The organism is Streptomyces lydicus (assembly GCF_004125265.1).
Lineage (GTDB): Bacteria > Actinomycetota > Actinomycetes > Streptomycetales > Streptomycetaceae > Streptomyces > Streptomyces lydicus_C.
Genome location: NZ_RDTE01000003.1, coordinates 5,650,353 through 5,665,495 on the forward strand (window position 1 = coordinate 5,650,353; position 15,143 = coordinate 5,665,495).

The window sequence follows — 15,143 nt, forward strand, 5'->3', positions numbered from 1 at the left end:
TGGAAGGTAATTCTACAAATCTGTTGGTTTGTCATGATGTGTCCGGCGTGGCGTGGTGAGGCGGAGGCGCCACCGGCCGCGTGTGGTGCCGCTCGCCGCCACCACGGCAAGCGCCAGCGCCGCCGCGCCGCTCGCCGCAAGCCCCGTGTGCAGGCCCGGCGGCAGGTAGGAGCACGACAGCCGGGTGGCGCCCGGCCCCAGCGGGACGGCCGGCAGACCGCCGAACGAGTGCGGCGCGTGCAGCGGTCCGCCGTCCACCGAACAGCCCCAGCCCGGGACGGCGGGGAGTGCCAGCACCGCGCTGCCCTTGCTGCCCGGACGCAGCCGGGCCGTCAGCCGGTGGCCTGCGGCGGCCAGTTCCACCGGGCCGCGGGCGCGCAGCGCGTGCACCGCCGCCGCCAGCCTGCGCCCGGACAGGCAGCCGACCGCCCGCTCGGGGAGGTGCTGCCGCCCCCGGCCGGTGAAGTGCACCGCCACCGTGCCGTCCGCGGGCACCCGGCCCAGGACCCGCAGCGGATTCGCGGTGACGTCCCGGCTGCCGAGCGCCGTGGTGCGCAGGCCCAGGCCGCTGACCTCCCCGGAGAACCAGGGGGCGTACCACAGGGCGGTGCTGCCCGGGGTACACCGCACGGTGAAGGTGGTCCCGGCGCCGGGCGCACCCGCGCGGTCCGGTGCACCGCCGTGCGGGCCCGTGCCCTTCCTGCCGCCGCCGTTCGCACCCGCGCCGTTCGCACCCGCGCCTTTCGCACCCGCGCCCTTCGCACCCCCGCCGTCCGCGACCGTGACCGGCCGCCGTGCGCCGGGCAGCAGCCAGCCGCCACGGTCGCGCAGCGGGGCCTCGCCCGCGGTGGGCGTCAGGGCCGGCACCTCGTACACGGCGGCGCCCAGCACCCGCTCCTGGCGGGCGAAGACGGTCTCCTCGCCGGCGGGGCGGCGCGGGAGGGCGTCCCGTACGGTCAGCAGCGGGGCCGCGAGCGCCGGATGCGGGGTGAACAGGGCGCGGCGCCCCGGAACCGGCGACAGATAGCTGCCGACGCCCATGAGCGCCCGGCCCACCGGGTCCTCGAAGCTGAGGGTGTGGCGGCCCCTCATGTACCAGCCGGCGCCCAGGCCCCGCAGGGTGCGCGCGGTGACCGCGGGCGCGAAGCTGCTGTAGTACGAGCCGCCCTCGCCGCCGATCAGCAGCGGGTCGTTGTTGGCGAACTCGTGCGGGCCCGGGTCGGTGCGGCTGTGCGGCCAGTCGGCGCGGGCCAGCAGTCCCTCCCGGGCGGTCAGCGACGGGCCGGTGAACGTGATCTTGGGCTGGAACCAGGCGATCGCGCCCCGCGCCGCGGTCGCCGACAGCGTCGCGTACGCCGAGCCCAGCACGACCGTGCCGGTCAGCACGGCAAGGGCGGCGGCCCGGGCGCGGGAGCTGGGCGACCTGCCGAGCGCGGCCAGCCCCAGGAGGGCCGGCACACCGCCGCCGGCCAGCAGGATCCAGGTGTCGGTGCCGGCCGCGCCCCGGTCGCGGGCGAGCCAGGCGAGCAGCGCGACCGCCGCCGCGCCGGCGGCCAGCTCGCGGGCGCGCGGACGGTGCGCCAGCGCCAGCCAGGAGATCATCACGAGGATGCCGCTGAGCACGAAGGCGGCGCGGTACGGACTGCCGTTGGGCAGCGCGAAACCGTGCCACAGCAGGATCGTCGGCTCCTGGACGAAGGAGGCGGCGACGCCTGCCGCCAGGGCGCACCAGCCCACACGCACCCGGAGCGGCACGGCCCGCACGAACGGGAAGGCGGCCACCAGCAGCAGCCCGAGGACCCCGATGGAGATGTTGGGGACCGGCGCCCCCGGGTGGCCGCCCGGCAGCAACCGGGCCCACTGGTCGAGCGGCGACGGCCGGTCGTCGTAGGACACCGCGGGCGCGGGCTGGGCGGCCCGGCTGGCCGCCAGGGTGACGGTCAGCACGGGCGCGGCGAGCAGGATGCCGGTCAGCGCCATCGAGGCCGCGCGGGCCAGCGCCCGCAGCCTCGCGCGCCACGGCATCGCGGCGGCCGTCAGCAGCCGCACCACCAGCACCAGTGCCATCGCCAGGGTCGCCATCGCGGCCGTGTAGAAGTTGCCCGCCCAGGCGAGGGCGACCAGCAGCGTGCCCGCCACCCAGCGGGTACGGCGCAGACACCAGTCCGCGGCGATCCCGGTCAGGGGCAGCGCCACCAGGCCCCACATCCACATCGGGTCGGCGAAGCCGTCGTTCAGCACCCAGGCGCACAGCCCGTACCCCACCGACAGCAGCGCCCGCAGCGGGCCGGAGCCCTCCCGCAGCCGTCCGAGGAAGACCGTCATCAAAGCGGCGCCCAGGCCGATGCCGAACAGGGTGACCAGGAAGACCGGCAGGTCGGTCAGCGCGCGGGGGAAGAGCCCGACGAGCCAGGAGAAGGGGTTCATCAGGTAGGTGAAGAAGTCGGCGAGGAACGGCACGCCGTAGCCGCTGCTCCAGTTGAAGAACAGATCGCCGCTGGTGGTGCCGTGCAGCAGGTCCCACAGCCGGGCGTGGAAGGGGACGAACTGATTGCCCAGGTCGTTGACGGCGCGTGACTGCGGGCCGAACGGGTAGCTGCCGTACAGGGCGAGCGCGAGGCAGTACGCCCCCATGGACAGGGCCGCCGCGAGCCAGGGTGCCGTCCGCTGTCCGGCGGCACTGTACGCCGCGGCCGGGCGTTCACTCACGGGAAGAGGCCGGGCAACCTCCAGGGGCCGGACCGCCTCTTGTGGGGTGGCGGGCGTCGGAGCCACCGGCACTCCTCCACGATCGGCGAACGTTCACCCCACGTTATATGTCTTAATCACCCCCTTTGCCTGGTCGAGACGCCGGGTGTTTCGGGGATTGCGGAAAGAGTGGAGGGCATGGTGCCCGTTCCTGATGACCTCGTGGCCACGGCCGGCGACGGACCGGATGCCACGGCGACGCCGACCGTCTCCGTGATCGTGCCGGTGCACAACACCCGGCGCTACCTCGACCGCAGCCTCGGCTCGGTCTTCGCGCAGACGCTGGACCGCCGCCGGATCGAGGTGATCGCGGTCGACGACGGCTCCACCGACGGCAGCGCCGAGTGGCTGGAAGAACAGGCCGGCCTGCACCCCCACCTGACCGTGCTGCGCCAGGAGGCCTCGGGCGGCGCGGGCAAGCCGCGCAACACCGGGCTGGACCGTGCCACCGGCGACTACGTCTTCTTCCTCGACTCCGACGACCGGCTCGCCCCCGGGGCACTGGCCCGGCTCGTCCATATGGCCGAGCGGTGCGGCTCGGACGTCGTCTACGGCCGGATCGCCGGCGCCGAGGGCCGCTCCGCCCCCGTCGACCTGCGCACCACCAGCGACCAGGTCTCCGTCTTCGACTCCCCGGTCTACTGGTCGCTGGCCGCCTACAAGCTCTTCCGCCGCTCCTTCCTCGAAGAGCACCGGCTGCGTTTCGTCGAGGGCCGGCTGCTGGCTGAGGACCTGCCGTTCGGCATCGCCGCCCTGCTGCGCGCCCGGACCGTCTCCGTCCTCGCCGACCAGGACTGCTACTACCTGCACGGCCGCGACGACGACAGCAACGCCAGCCGCCAGGACATCGACTGGTGCGAATACCTCGACTACATCGGCACCGTCCTCGACGGCCTCGCGGACGAGGTCCCGCCCGGCGAACAGCGCGACAAGCTGATGATCCGGCACTTCCACGGCGAGATACTCATGCCCTTCGGGGCCGCCTATCTCGCCCGCGACGAGGCGGGCCGGCACGCGATGGCCGCGGCCGCCCGCCCGCTCGTCGAGCGCTACCTCACCGACCGCGTCCAGGCCGCCCTGCCGCCCCGGCTCCGGCTGCGCGCCCACTGCCTGCGCGCCGGGCTCGACGAGGCCCTGACCGCCGTCGTCCGGGCCGACACCGAGGGCCTGCCCGGCCCGCCGCGCATCGCCGACGGCCGCGTCTACGCCGGATACCCCCACTTCCGCGACCCGCAGCACCCGCTCCCCGACGCCTGCTACGACCTCACCGACCGGGTGGTGCTGCGCCAGCGCCTGATCCGCTGGGGCTGGGTCGGCGGCGTCCTGCACCTGCGGGGCACCGCAGAGCTGTCCCTGCTCGGCGGCGACCGGGTCGAGGTCCGGCTGCAGCGCAGCGGCGCCGTCCACCACGTGCCGGCGCGGTACGCGGACGGCACCTGGCAGGCCGCCGTCGACCCGGCGGCCGCCGCGGACGGCGGGCCGCTGACCGACGGCATCTGGGGCCTCAAGATCGCGGTCACCGCGCACGGCGCGGCGGGCGCCGAGGGGCCCGCCTTCCGCCGCGAGGCCTGGCTGGCCCCGGAAGGCGGGGCGAACGGGCGGGAGTGCGCACCGCGGATCGCCGGCCGGGGCCCGGCCGGCCCCGCCGTCGCCGCGCTCTTCCTCTCCCAGCCGCACGGCCATCTCCACCTCGACCTGGACAAGGACGGGGCCCGCCGGTCGCTCGGCGGCGACCTGCGCGGCACGGCGCACCGCACCCGCTCGGGGCGGGCCGCCCTCGCCGCCCACCTCACCCTGCCCGGCTGCCCCGTGGACGCCGAGCTGCAGCTGGTCCTCCACGACGCGACCCGCACCGTGGCGCTGCCCACCACGGTCGAACGGGGCGCCGACGACCACTACACCGTGCGCTCGGTGCTGCGCGGCGGCCCCCGGGGCAGCACCTGGCGGGTGTCCCTGCGGGTGATGGCGGGCCCGCTCCGCCACGACCTGCCGGTCCGGACGGCCGGCGGGCGGACGCAGCTGATGTTCGCCGTGCCCGGCGCCGGCCTCCCCAGGAGGGTGCTGCGCCGCCTGCGCGGCTGACGCCGGCGTCCGGCAGCCGGGCCGGTCCCCTTCGGCCACCGCCGAAAATCCTTGTGCGTGCCGCCCCCGCGGGACGAGGCTGACCCACCATCAGGCACCTGCACAGGTGCACCCGCGACGACCGTCTTCGCGGGGCCATCTGACCAAGGGGGAACGTCACATGTCCGTATGGAAGCGAGCCGGAATGGCGGCCATCGCCGTCGCGGCGCTGGCCGTCCCGGCGGGCGCGGTCGTCGGCACGGCCGGGACCGCGGCGGCCGTCGGCACCACCCACACCGCGGCGGGCGGCACCGTCCAGGGCTGCCCCTACGGCGCGGTCTGCATCTATCCGCAGAACGCCGGATGGAACGGCGGCCACCCGTCGCTCTTCTACTACAGCTACGGGGCGCACAACCTCAGCAACCAGGTCGGGACGCACCGCATCTACAACAACCAGTCCGGGGGCGCGACCATGCGGACCTGCACGGGCTACAACGGCACGGGATGCCAGGGCTACCTCTCGCCCGGCTACTACATCGACAAGGACCTCACGCCGATCAACTCGATCACCCTCCAGCCGTAGCCGGCCGTAGACAGTCGCAGCCGGCCTGTGGACGGCCGGGCGGCATGAGCACGCCCGGGGCGGAATCCGGTCAAGGACCCGCCCCGGGCGCAGCCGTGCCGCCACGGGCGCCGTGCGAGAGCCGCCCGCCGGGCGCACGCTGGAAGCAGGGGCTCCGGAGGTGATCGTGATGCTGCAGACCGTTGTCGGATGGCATGTCGACATGGAATTCGAGGAGGACACCCACCGCACCCGGGCCGCGGCCCTCGTACGGCTTCCCGACGGAACCGAGGTACGGGCCCACGGCTACGCCAGCCGCCACCCCGTCGACTCGAATCAGCCGCGGGTCGGCGAGGAGGTCGCGGGAGCCAGAGCGCTCAACGAACTGGCGATGCAGCTGCTGACCAAGGCGCACGACGAGATCGACGCGGTCTCGGGCCGGACGTCGCACCCGCTGGCCTGATCCGCACCCCTGCCCGACCGGCGTCCGCCGGCCTGACCGGCGCCCGCCGCTGGCCCCCGGGCCGCGCTCCGCGGGCCCGCCGGCGGGCCCGCGGCCCGCGCTCAGCCCTGCGGACGGTGGTGCTGCCAGCCGGCCCAGGCCGAGGTGATCATGTCGCGGACGTCGTACCGGGCCTTCCAGCCCAGCTCCGCGGCGATCCGGTCGGCGGCCGCGACCACCCGGGCCGGGTCGCCCGCACGGCGCGGGGTGACCTCGGCACCGACGCCCCGGTGCCCGGTGATCTCGGTGATCAGATCCACCATCTCGCGCACCGAAACGCCCTCGCCGCGCCCGATGTTCAGCGTCAGATCGCGCACCGGGCCCGGCTCGGCGAGCTTGCGGGCGGCCGACACATGGGCCTCGGCGAGATCGGCGACATGGATGTAGTCGCGGATGCAGGTGCCGTCGGGGGTGTCGTAGTCATCGCCGAAGATCCGCGGCGCCGCGCCCTCGGTGAGCTTCTCGAAGACCATCGGGACGATGTTGAAGACGCCGGTGTCCGCCAGCTCGGGGGTGGCCGCCCCGGCGACGTTGAAGTAGCGCAGACAGGCCGTGCTGATGCCGTGCGCCCGGCCCGCCGCACGGGCCATCCACTCGCCGACGAGCTTGGTCTCGCCGTACGGGTTGATCGGGGTGCAGGGGGTCTCCTCGGTGACCAGGTCGACATCCGGCATGCCGTAGACCGCCGCAGAGGAGGAGAACACCAGCCGGCCGACACCGCCCGCGGCCATCGCCTCCAGCAGCGTCTGCAGACCGTGCACATTCTCGCGGTAGTAGTGCAGCGGCATCTCGACGGACTCGCCGACCTGCTTCTTGGCGGCCAGATGCACCACATCGGTGATGCCGTGCTCGGCGAGGGTGGCATCGAGCAGCGCGCGGTCGAGCGTGGAGCCGACCACCAGGGGGACGCCCTCCGGGATCCGGGCCGCCACACCCGTCGTCAGATCGTCGAACACGACGACGCTCTCGCCTGCCTCACGCAGGGCCCGTACGACATGGGCGCCGATGTAGCCGGCACCACCCGTGATCAAGTAAGACATAGTGCCCATCCTAGGTCGGGGTAGAGGTGTGCGGGGGGAAAAGGACCGGGGCGGGTCAGCCGCGCAGCCGCCGGGCGGCGATCCGCCACACGCTGCGCAGGCCGGAGGCGACCCGCAGGGACAGGGCGCCGCCGGTCGTTGCATACGGCTGCACCAGCAGCACGGTATGACGGCGGCTGGGCAGCACCCGGCGGCGCAGCCCCGGTCCCAGGGCCCGCAGCGCCGCACGGAAACCCGCCCCGTCCGCGCAGCTGACCTGCGCCATCAGATCCCACGGCTCGGGGTCGGCGCAGGGCTCGCCGCCCGGTTCGGCCAGCGCCGCGAGATCCAGTACGACCTCGGCGGTCCAGCAGGCCTGGGACCCGCCGGTGGCCGGGGCCGGGGTGAGGGCGGCGGTGTGGACCGGGCCGCGCCGGTCGTCCCGGCGGCGCCGCAGCTCGATGTCGATGCTCTCCGGCCCGGACGCGGCCAGCCGCCCGTACAGATCGTGCACCCGCAGCCGCAGCACCCCCGGACCGCCGGGGGACGGTTCGGCGTCTATGGTCACCGGCAGCCGGTGCATCGGCTTGGTGACCATCGCGTCCAGCACGACCTCGGGCAGGTCCGCGGACCACACCGCGCGGCCGCCGGCCTCCGCGTACGGCGGCAGCAGCCGGCCCGGCCGGGCCGCCAGCTGCGTCAGCCGCTCCAGGTCCCTGGGGGCCGGCGAGGCCAGCACCACCCGGGCCAGCCAGCGCGCCGGGGCACGCGCCGCACGCAGATCGGCCTCGTCGAAGCCCGCCAGATACTCGCGGGTCAGCCGCCACCACTCGGCGCGGTAGTCGGCGCCGCGGGTGTGCAGCTCGCGGACGTACATCCGCAGATCGTGGTCGAGGAACTTGGTGGCCGCGGCGTGCGCCAGCGCCTGGTGCCCGGCGTCCAGGAAGATCTGCACGCTGGCACGGTGCGCCGCGATCCGCGCCTGCCAGTTGGCGACGTCGTTGCGGTCCAGCGAGATCGACTGCCGGGCCGCCGAACGGCGCACATGCCAGACATAGACCCGGTCGGGGATCGTCACGAGGCGCGGGGCGGCGGCCAGCACCCGCGCCGTGAAAACGAAGTCCTCGTAGGTGAAGCGGCCCTCGGGGAAGGTGATGGCGTGCTTGTCGAGGAACGCCCGCTCGTAGAGCTTGTTGACGCACAGCGTGTCCCGGACCAGCTGCGGGGCCTTGTCGGGGGAGCTGTGCACCGCCGTCTCGCGGTAGAGGCCCGGCTGCCAGGGGACATCGCGGTGCGCGGGCAGCTCACGGCGTACGCAGGCACCGGCCACGACCGGGGCGTCATGCTCACCAGCGGCGGCCAGCAGCGCCCGGGCCGCACCCGGGGGCAGCACATCGTCGCTGTCGAGGAACATCACGAAGCGCCCGGTGGCGGCCCGCAGACCGTCGTTGCGCGGAGTGCCGCAGCCGCCGCTGTTCGTGTCGCGGTGGATCACCCTCAGCCGCGGTTCGCCATGGGCGAGGGCGTCCAGGGCGGCGCCGGTGCCATCGGTGGAGGCGTCGTTCACCGCGATCACTTCGGTGACCGTTTCGCCGGGCGGCCCCTGCGCGAGCGCGGAGCGCACCGCATCGCAGACGTGGCCGGCGTCGTTGAAGGCGATGACGACGATGCTGACCTGAGCGGAAGGCGTGATGGTGGGCCCCGTCAGCGGATCGAGGGCTTCTTTCACAGTCACTGAATCTACATTTCGTGTCGACAGCATCTCTTGGCGCGAGCGGGGTTCCGAACCTTTTTCCGATGGTTCAGAGGGCGATTCCCGTCGAGCGGTTGCACCCCCCGCTCCGCTTTTCCCGCCCTCTTGCCGTCTTCTTACCGGGCTCGAACCGGGGCTCGGGGGTGCACAGACCCGTAAGGGCGCCTGCACATGCTGTAACGACGCGAGTGCCGCACGATGTTGATCCGCACGCCACCACCTTGCGACGGAGCGGCCCCGCTCACCGCTCCATCAGATCCGCGACCCGGCCGGCCGCGCCTCCGTCGTCCCGGTGGCAGAACGCTTCCCGGAATTCCGCGTACGCATCCGCCCCCGCGGCGGCGATCTCCTCCAAGTCGCCCAGCGCGTCGATCAGTTCACCGGTCGAGGTGAGCAGCGGACCCGGCACCCGGGCCTCGAAGTCGAGGGTGAAGCCGCGCAGGGTGTCGCGGTAGTGCGGCAGATCGGGCGTCAGAAAGAGCATCGGGCGCCCGGTGTTGGCGAAGTCGGCGGCCAGCGACGAGTAGTCGGTGACCAGGACGTCCGCGGCCAGCAGCAGCTCGGTGGCGTCCGGGTGCGCGGACACGTCGAGGGCGAACGGCGCGTGGTGGGCGGGCAGCCGGTCGGCGACCAGCGGATGGGAGCGCACCAGCAGCACATGGTCGTCCGCCAGCTCCCGCCGCGCCAGGTCCAGATCGAGCGGCAGATGCAGCCGGTGGTGGCCCGCGTCGTAGGCCAGATCGTCGCGCGGGGTCGGCGCGTACAGCACCACCTTCCGGCCCGGCTCGATGCCCAGGCGTTCACGGACCGCGGCCGCCCTGAGATCACGGTCGGCGGCGAAGAAGGCGTCGGTGCGCGGCAGCCCGGTCTCCAGCAGCCGCCCGGAGTAGCCCAGCGCCGAGCGCAGCACCGGGGTGCTGTGCGCGTTCGGCGACAGCAGCACGCTCCACTGCCGGCTGACCCGCGGCCGCGGCGCCAGATGCGCCAGCCCCGCGCACAGCGTCCCTGCCAGGTCGGCGCCGATCCGCTTGAGCGGGGTGCCGTGCCAGGTCTGGATGATGCGCTGCCCGCCGCGCCGGGTGAACCACCGGGGCAGATGGGTGTTGGTGACCACCCAGCGGCTGTGCGCCAGCGCCCCGTGCCACTCGGCGCTGCCCACCAGCACCGCACGGGCCGTCTCCGGCACCGCGGTCTGCGCGTCGCGCACCGCCCACAGATGCTCCACGTCCATGCCCCGGCGCACCAGCTCCTCGTGCACCGCCCGCGGCGAATCCCCGTACGCCCGGCCGCCGAAGCTGCTGTAGAGGACGGTGTCGCGCAGCGGACGGGAGCGGTGCAGCGCATAGTGCTGCTCGCGCAGCATCCGGCGGCGGTAGGGGCCGCGGTCGGTGGCGGGCAGCGCAGGACCCGCCACCACGAGCGCTTCGTCGTGCCGGTGCCGGTCCAGGGTGAGCGGCTTGCCGCGGACCGTACGGGTCGCCGGCAGCCCGTCCAGGAGGGACGGCAGGGCGCGGACCGGGGCGTCCAGCGCGGATCCTGGCGCGCCCCGCTCGCGCAGATGCAGCGTCCAGCGGCCCTCGCGCAGCGGCAGCGGACCGGCCAGCGAGGGCAGCGCGCCGAGCGGCAGCGCGGCGTGGAACCGGCCCTCGTCGTGGGTGGTGGCGAAGGCCAGCTCGGCGGCGTGCGCCCCGTGCTTGAGGACCAGCTCGGTGGCGAGCGGAGCGGCGCCGGGCAGTGCACCCGCCACCAGCAGGGTGCCGTCCGCCCGCCACAGCGCCCGGTCCAGATACGGCTGCGGGGTCCGGTCGTGCAGGAGGAGGTTCCCGGCCGGCCCGGCCGCCAGGACCAGCTCGCGGCCGTGCGGCAGCGGATGGGCGGCCGGGGCCAGAGCGAGGTCACAGGCGATCGGGCCGGTGCCGCCGCCGGGCAGCACCACCTCGGCCGCCCAGCTCTCGGTGTGGGCCGGCAAGATCGCCCGCGGCGCACCGTCCCGCGGGGGCCGCGCGGCGGCCAGCGCGTCGAGACGGATACGGAAGGTCAGGGACGGGGAGGACGGGGAGGGGGTGCGGTGCGCGGCGTCGGGGGCGGTACGGGGCGCGCCGTCAGGGGCCTCGTTCGCCTGCCCCGGGCCCGTTCCCGCTTCCGCCCCCGCCGGAGGTTCCGCCTCCACCGGGAACGACACCACCGTGCCGGTCCCCTGATGGGTCAGCCGCAGGGCGGTGGGCGTCGGGCCGGGCGTGGAGACGGTCAGGTCCAGGGCGCCGGCCGCCGCCGCCCGGTGGCCGGTCAGCCGCCGGAGCGGACGGACCACCGACAGCCGCAGCCGCCCGTCCACGTACCGGGGCGTGATCCGCACGGCACCCGTACCGTCCCCGGGCAGTTCACGGGCGCACGGGGCGGCGCCGGAGCCGGTCTCGGCGGCGTGCAGCGGCGCGGCCCGCACCACCCCCGCCGACGCCAGCAGCACCCCCACCGACCAGTCGCCCTCCTCCCAGCGCCCGCCCTTGCGCAGCCGCGCCGGATCGAGCCGCAGCTCGAAGCCCGACCAGTCGTAACAGTGCAGCTCCTGCCCGGACTCGGCGGTCGCCTCCGGCATCGCCACCGGCCGCAGCGGCAGCAGGATCCGGCGCCGCCCGTACGACAGCACGGCCGTCCTGAGATAGCTGTGCCGGGTCGCGGCGTCCACATTCCGGATATAGGCGTAGCCGCGCAGCACCAGCACCCCGCCGCGCCACTCCGCCTCCCTGACCCGGGCCCGTACGGGGAAGTCGGCGCGGTCCAGCCGGGTCACCCCCGGCGGCAGCTCCAGCGGCGGGGTCAGCGGCAGCACCGCGCGCTTGCGCAGCGGCGGCCCCGCGACCGCGAACCCGGCCGGGTTGCGGGCCTCGTGGGTGAGCAGGGTGAGCAGATCGGCCAGCCGCCCGGTACGGATCAGATACCAGCGCATCCGCAGCTCGACGGGGAGCGTGGGGAACAGCCGCGGATCGACCCCGGAGAGGAAGTCGCGGGCGCAGTCGAGGAACGCGGTCCGGCACTCCGGCGCGGCCGCCGGCAGCGCCTCGACCAGATCGAGCAGCCCGTCGGTGAGCTGCGCACGGTCGTAGTCGCGCTGATAGGCACGCAGCCGGGCGTGGGCCGGGTCGGCGAGGAAGCGCCGGATACCGGCCACCGCCGCGAACCGGTCCCGTACGCCCCGGGCATCGGGCCTGTGATGGCGGTCCGGCCCTTCCGGCAGCCGCCAGTAACAGACGTGCTCCCGCAGGACGTCGACCGCGTCGGCCAGGAAGAGCGCCGGCAGCGTCACCGCCGCGTCATGGCACAACTCACCCTCGGGGAAGGCGAATTGATGCTTGTCCCAGAAGGTGCGGCGGAAGACCTTGTTGCGGGCGAAGTCGTCGGACAGCAGGGTCGGATCGTCGCGGAGACGGGTGCGCAGCGCGGTGGCGCGGGTGGCCGGATGACGTGCCGACTGGCTGCGGCCGGCCGCACCGAGCCGGTAGACATTGCCGGTCGCCAGGTCCGCGCCGGACCGGTCCAGCAGCCCGACCAGATCCTCGTACGCGCGCGGCAGCAGCACGTCGTCGGCGTCGAGGAAGGCCAGATAGCCGGTGTGCGGATAGGCGTGCCGGGCACCGGTGTTGCGGAGCGCGCCGCAGCCGGGGGACGGCGGGCCCCCGGTGTGGTGGACGATCCGGAACCGCGGGTCCCGCTCGGCGAAACGGCGGGCGGGAGCGGCGGGCCCGCCCCGTGCGGCGGAGGCGTCCTGGCCCCCGTCCGCGGGCGGGCCGTCGTCCACCATCACCACATCCAGATCGGTCAGCGTCTGGGCCGCGACCGACTCCAGGCACTCCTCCACATTCCGCTCGGACCCCTCGATGCGATGGACCGGGACGACGACGGTGAGCCGAGGCTTCATACGTGGACCAAGCCTTTCCGGACTGGCGAATGCACAAGACCGGTCCGTTCAACTCGCCCACGGCGGCACGGTCACCGGATCTGCGCTGAAAGGGTGAGAGGCCCCGCGCCGGGCGTCCGTGTGTGCGGGACCGGGCGTCCGCGTGTGCGGCGACCGCGCACCACGGCGTGCAGGGCCGCTCGCCCGTGGGCGCAGGCCCGCACATCACCCTGTGCCCGCCCGCACATCACCCTGTGCCCGCCCGCACATCACCCTGTGCCGGGCCGTGCGTCCGTGCGTGCGGGGATGACGCGCGGTGCGCCCATTCGGCGCGCCGTAGCGCCGGGCCGCGTCCGATGCCGTAGACCCGTTGCACAGCCTTACGGCGTTTTGCGCGCCGTGTTCCCCAGGGAAGGTGACCGCGTCCCGATGCCCGGCAGAACCGACAGCTCCGCCGCCACCGACAGCCCCGACGCCGGGCCGCCCGGCAGCGACACCCGGACCGTCCGGCCCACGCCTCCCACGGGCACCGCGCCGTCCGCCTCCACCGCGCGGCTGCCGGCCGACCGGGGCCGCGGCGGCCCGGCACGGCTGCTGCCCGCCCGCTCCCCGTACCGCAGTCAGCTGCGGCGGATCGGCACCGGCCGGGTACTGGAGATCGGCTGCGGGACCGGCGACACGCTCGCCGACTGCGCGCCCGGCAGCATCGGCGTGGACCACGATCCGCAGTCCGTGGCCCGCTGCCGCCAACGCGGGCTGACCGCCTACACGGCCGACACCTTCCTGGCGAGCCCGCACGCCAGGCCCGGCGCCTTCGACGCGCTGCTGACCGCGAACGTCCTGGAGCACCTGGACGACGAACAGGTCGAGGAGCTGCTGCGGGCCTACGTCCGGTACGTACGGCCGGGCGGCGGAGTACTGCTGATCACCGCGCAGGAGGCCGGGCACCGGGCCGGGCCCGCCCCGGTGCGCTTCACCGACTTCACCCTGCTGCGCGCCTTCGCCGAGTCCGCGGGCCTGGCCGTACGGCGTACGTACTCCCATCCGCTGCCGCGCCCGGCCGGGATGCTGCTGCGGTCCAATGTGTTCGTGCTGGTGGGGCAGGTGCCCCGGTAGGCGGGGGCACCCCGAGGGCGTACGGGCCCGCCGGTGTGTACGGGCCGGCCGGTGCGTGCGGGCCGGCCGGCGCGTACGGGCCCGCTAGCGCGTGCCGGCCCGCTTACGGGCCCTCACCAGGGCGCGGGTGACGATCGGCGGCAGCACGTCGCGGGCCACCCGGCGCACCGCGCTGCGCGCCGGGACCGGCCCGCGCGGGGCCGGGCGGGCCGCGGAGGCCTTCGGGGACTGTGCCGCGGACCGCCGCACGGTGCGGGCGGCGGACGCGTGCCGGGAGGCCGGATGGCCGGGCTCCTCGGCGCCCTTGGCGCTCAACCGGACCAGCGGGGCCCCGTAGACGTACTGCACCTCGTGCCAGATGTCGCCGCGGGACGCGATCCACTCCAGCAGCGCCTTCTGCAGCGGCTCGGGGTCGCCCCAGGTCCCGTAGAACTTGGTGCCGGTGATGCAGACGGGGTGCAACCCCTCGTTCGTGACGGCCTGCCAGGTGGCGGCGGCCACCCCGGGGCAGTGTTCGGCGCGGTAGTCGTCCATCACCACGATGCCGTGGGCGGTGAGCAGCCTGCGCACCGCGAGGATGTCGCCGTGCACATGCTCGTACAGATGCGAGGCATCGATGTGCGCGAAACGCACCGACCCCTCGTCGACGTGGTCGCTGACGAGCGAGCTGAGCCCCTGGACGATGATGGGCAACTCGTCATGGAAGGCGAGGTAGTTGGCCTCGAAGGCGCGGCGGGTCAGCGTCGCGTAGGACTTCCGCATCTCCTTGGAGTTGGAGGCGTCCTCGGCGGGGGAGTCGAAGAGGTCGCAGACCGTGAAGCGCTCGTCCGGGCGCAGCCGCGCGCCGAGGAAGATGGCGCTCTTGCCCATGTACGCGCCCAGTTCGAGCAGATCACCCGGCTCGGAACGATCCTGCTGGTGCGCCAGGAACCAGTCGAAGAGCAGCTGGTCGGCGGTGAAGAACCAGCCTTTGACCTCGGACAGCCGGGTGGGGCGCGGGAGTTGTTCGGCACTCTGGTCTGCGAGGGGGGCAGTCATGTGCGGTCCGTCTCCAGACGGTCGGGGACATAGGGCTGAGTGCGACGCGTGTGTGAGGAAGTACGTGCGGTATGTACCGGCGCTGTCTGCCGTGGATGTGGCGGTATAGCGGTCTGGCGGTATAGCGGTATGACGTTGTGGCGGTATCGCTGTACCGCCGTACCGCGTGAGGGGGTGTGGCGATATGCGGGTGTGGCGGTATGCGGGTGTGCAGGGTGGTGCGTCTGCAGTTGTCCGGACCTGTGTGGTCCATGCGGTTGTGGACGCGCGCGGCGTCAGGGCCGCCGCGCACGGGCGCGGCCTCGCGGGGGCCGGGGCGCCCTCACCCGCCCGTGTGCCGACCCGCCCTACGCACCGCCGCACCGTGCACGGCACGGCACCACGGCACGGCAGCGGCGTCATCGTAGGCGCAGCAAAATGAACGGGAGATGTCGTGCGGCCGGGGAGCG

Annotated in this window: 9 protein-coding genes; 4 read left to right on the forward strand and 5 right to left on the reverse strand. The window is 74.3% G+C overall.

Annotated elements, in window-relative coordinates; translation table 11 throughout:
- Positions 1-12: 12 nt before the first annotated feature.
- A complete protein-coding gene (locus D9V36_RS27360) occupies positions 13-2,709 on the reverse strand; it encodes a YfhO family protein (protein ID WP_241721062.1) in 2,697 nt (898 codons plus the stop codon).
- A gap of 177 nt (positions 2,710-2,886) precedes the next feature.
- Between D9V36_RS27360 and D9V36_RS27365 the strand changes: the two genes are divergently transcribed.
- The 3 genes from D9V36_RS27365 (at position 2,887) to D9V36_RS27375 (ending at position 5,834) form a co-directional block, all read left to right on the forward strand.
- Complete coding sequence (locus D9V36_RS27365) at positions 2,887-4,830, forward strand: glycosyltransferase family 2 protein (RefSeq protein ID WP_129296088.1); 1,944 nt, start codon at positions 2,887-2,889, stop codon at positions 4,828-4,830.
- Positions 4,831-4,990: 160 nt separating this feature from the next.
- Positions 4,991-5,392, forward strand: coding sequence for a hypothetical protein (locus D9V36_RS27370; protein ID WP_129296089.1), 402 nt, complete (start codon positions 4,991-4,993; stop codon positions 5,390-5,392).
- A 169-nt stretch (positions 5,393-5,561) separates the two neighbouring features.
- On the forward strand, positions 5,562-5,834 hold the full coding sequence (locus tag D9V36_RS27375; protein WP_206739737.1) for a DUF1876 domain-containing protein: 273 nt from the start codon (positions 5,562-5,564) through the stop codon (positions 5,832-5,834).
- Positions 5,835-5,935: 101 nt separating this feature from the next.
- On the opposite strand, the gene galE is transcribed toward D9V36_RS27375, so the two are convergent.
- From galE to D9V36_RS27390, 3 genes are all read right to left on the reverse strand, one after another.
- Positions 5,936-6,913, reverse strand: coding sequence for a UDP-glucose 4-epimerase GalE (gene galE / locus D9V36_RS27380; protein ID WP_129296091.1), 978 nt, complete (start codon positions 6,911-6,913; stop codon positions 5,936-5,938).
- Positions 6,914-6,968: 55 nt separating this feature from the next.
- Positions 6,969-8,621: a glycosyltransferase family 2 protein gene (locus D9V36_RS27385; RefSeq protein ID WP_129298726.1), complete on the reverse strand. Its 1,653-nt coding sequence runs from the start codon at positions 8,619-8,621 to the stop codon at positions 6,969-6,971.
- Between the two features lie 265 nt (positions 8,622-8,886).
- The gene (locus D9V36_RS27390) at positions 8,887-12,561 is read right to left on the reverse strand and encodes a CDP-glycerol glycerophosphotransferase family protein (protein WP_129296092.1); all 3,675 of its coding nucleotides are present in this window, start codon (positions 12,559-12,561) and stop codon (positions 8,887-8,889) included.
- Positions 12,562-12,969: 408 nt separating this feature from the next.
- Between D9V36_RS27390 and D9V36_RS27395 the strand changes: the two genes are divergently transcribed.
- A complete protein-coding gene (locus D9V36_RS27395) occupies positions 12,970-13,656 on the forward strand; it encodes a class I SAM-dependent methyltransferase (RefSeq protein WP_129296093.1) in 687 nt (228 codons plus the stop codon).
- 84 nt (positions 13,657-13,740) lie between these two features.
- On the opposite strand, the gene D9V36_RS27400 is transcribed toward D9V36_RS27395, so the two are convergent.
- Positions 13,741-14,694: a class I SAM-dependent methyltransferase gene (locus D9V36_RS27400; RefSeq protein ID WP_129296094.1), complete on the reverse strand. Its 954-nt coding sequence runs from the start codon at positions 14,692-14,694 to the stop codon at positions 13,741-13,743.
- Positions 14,695-15,143: the final 449 nt, after the last annotated feature.

Bases quoted from the DNA above. Each gene is read 5' to 3' on its own strand.
- D9V36_RS27365 (WP_129296088.1), top strand. From the start codon at position 2,887: ATGGTGCCCGTTCCTGATGACCTCGTGGCCACGGCCGGCGACGGACCG.
- D9V36_RS27370 (WP_129296089.1), top strand. From the start codon at position 4,991: ATGTCCGTATGGAAGCGAGCCGGAATGGCGGCCATCGCCGTCGCGGCG.
- D9V36_RS27375 (WP_206739737.1), top strand. From the start codon at position 5,562: ATGCTGCAGACCGTTGTCGGATGGCATGTCGACATGGAATTCGAGGAG.
- galE (WP_129296091.1), bottom strand. From the start codon at position 6,913: ATGTCTTACTTGATCACGGGTGGTGCCGGCTACATCGGCGCCCATGTC.
- D9V36_RS27390 (WP_129296092.1), bottom strand. From the start codon at position 12,561: ATGAAGCCTCGGCTCACCGTCGTCGTCCCGGTCCATCGCATCGAGGGG.
- D9V36_RS27395 (WP_129296093.1), top strand. From the start codon at position 12,970: ATGCCCGGCAGAACCGACAGCTCCGCCGCCACCGACAGCCCCGACGCC.
- D9V36_RS27400 (WP_129296094.1), bottom strand. From the start codon at position 14,694: ATGACTGCCCCCCTCGCAGACCAGAGTGCCGAACAACTCCCGCGCCCC.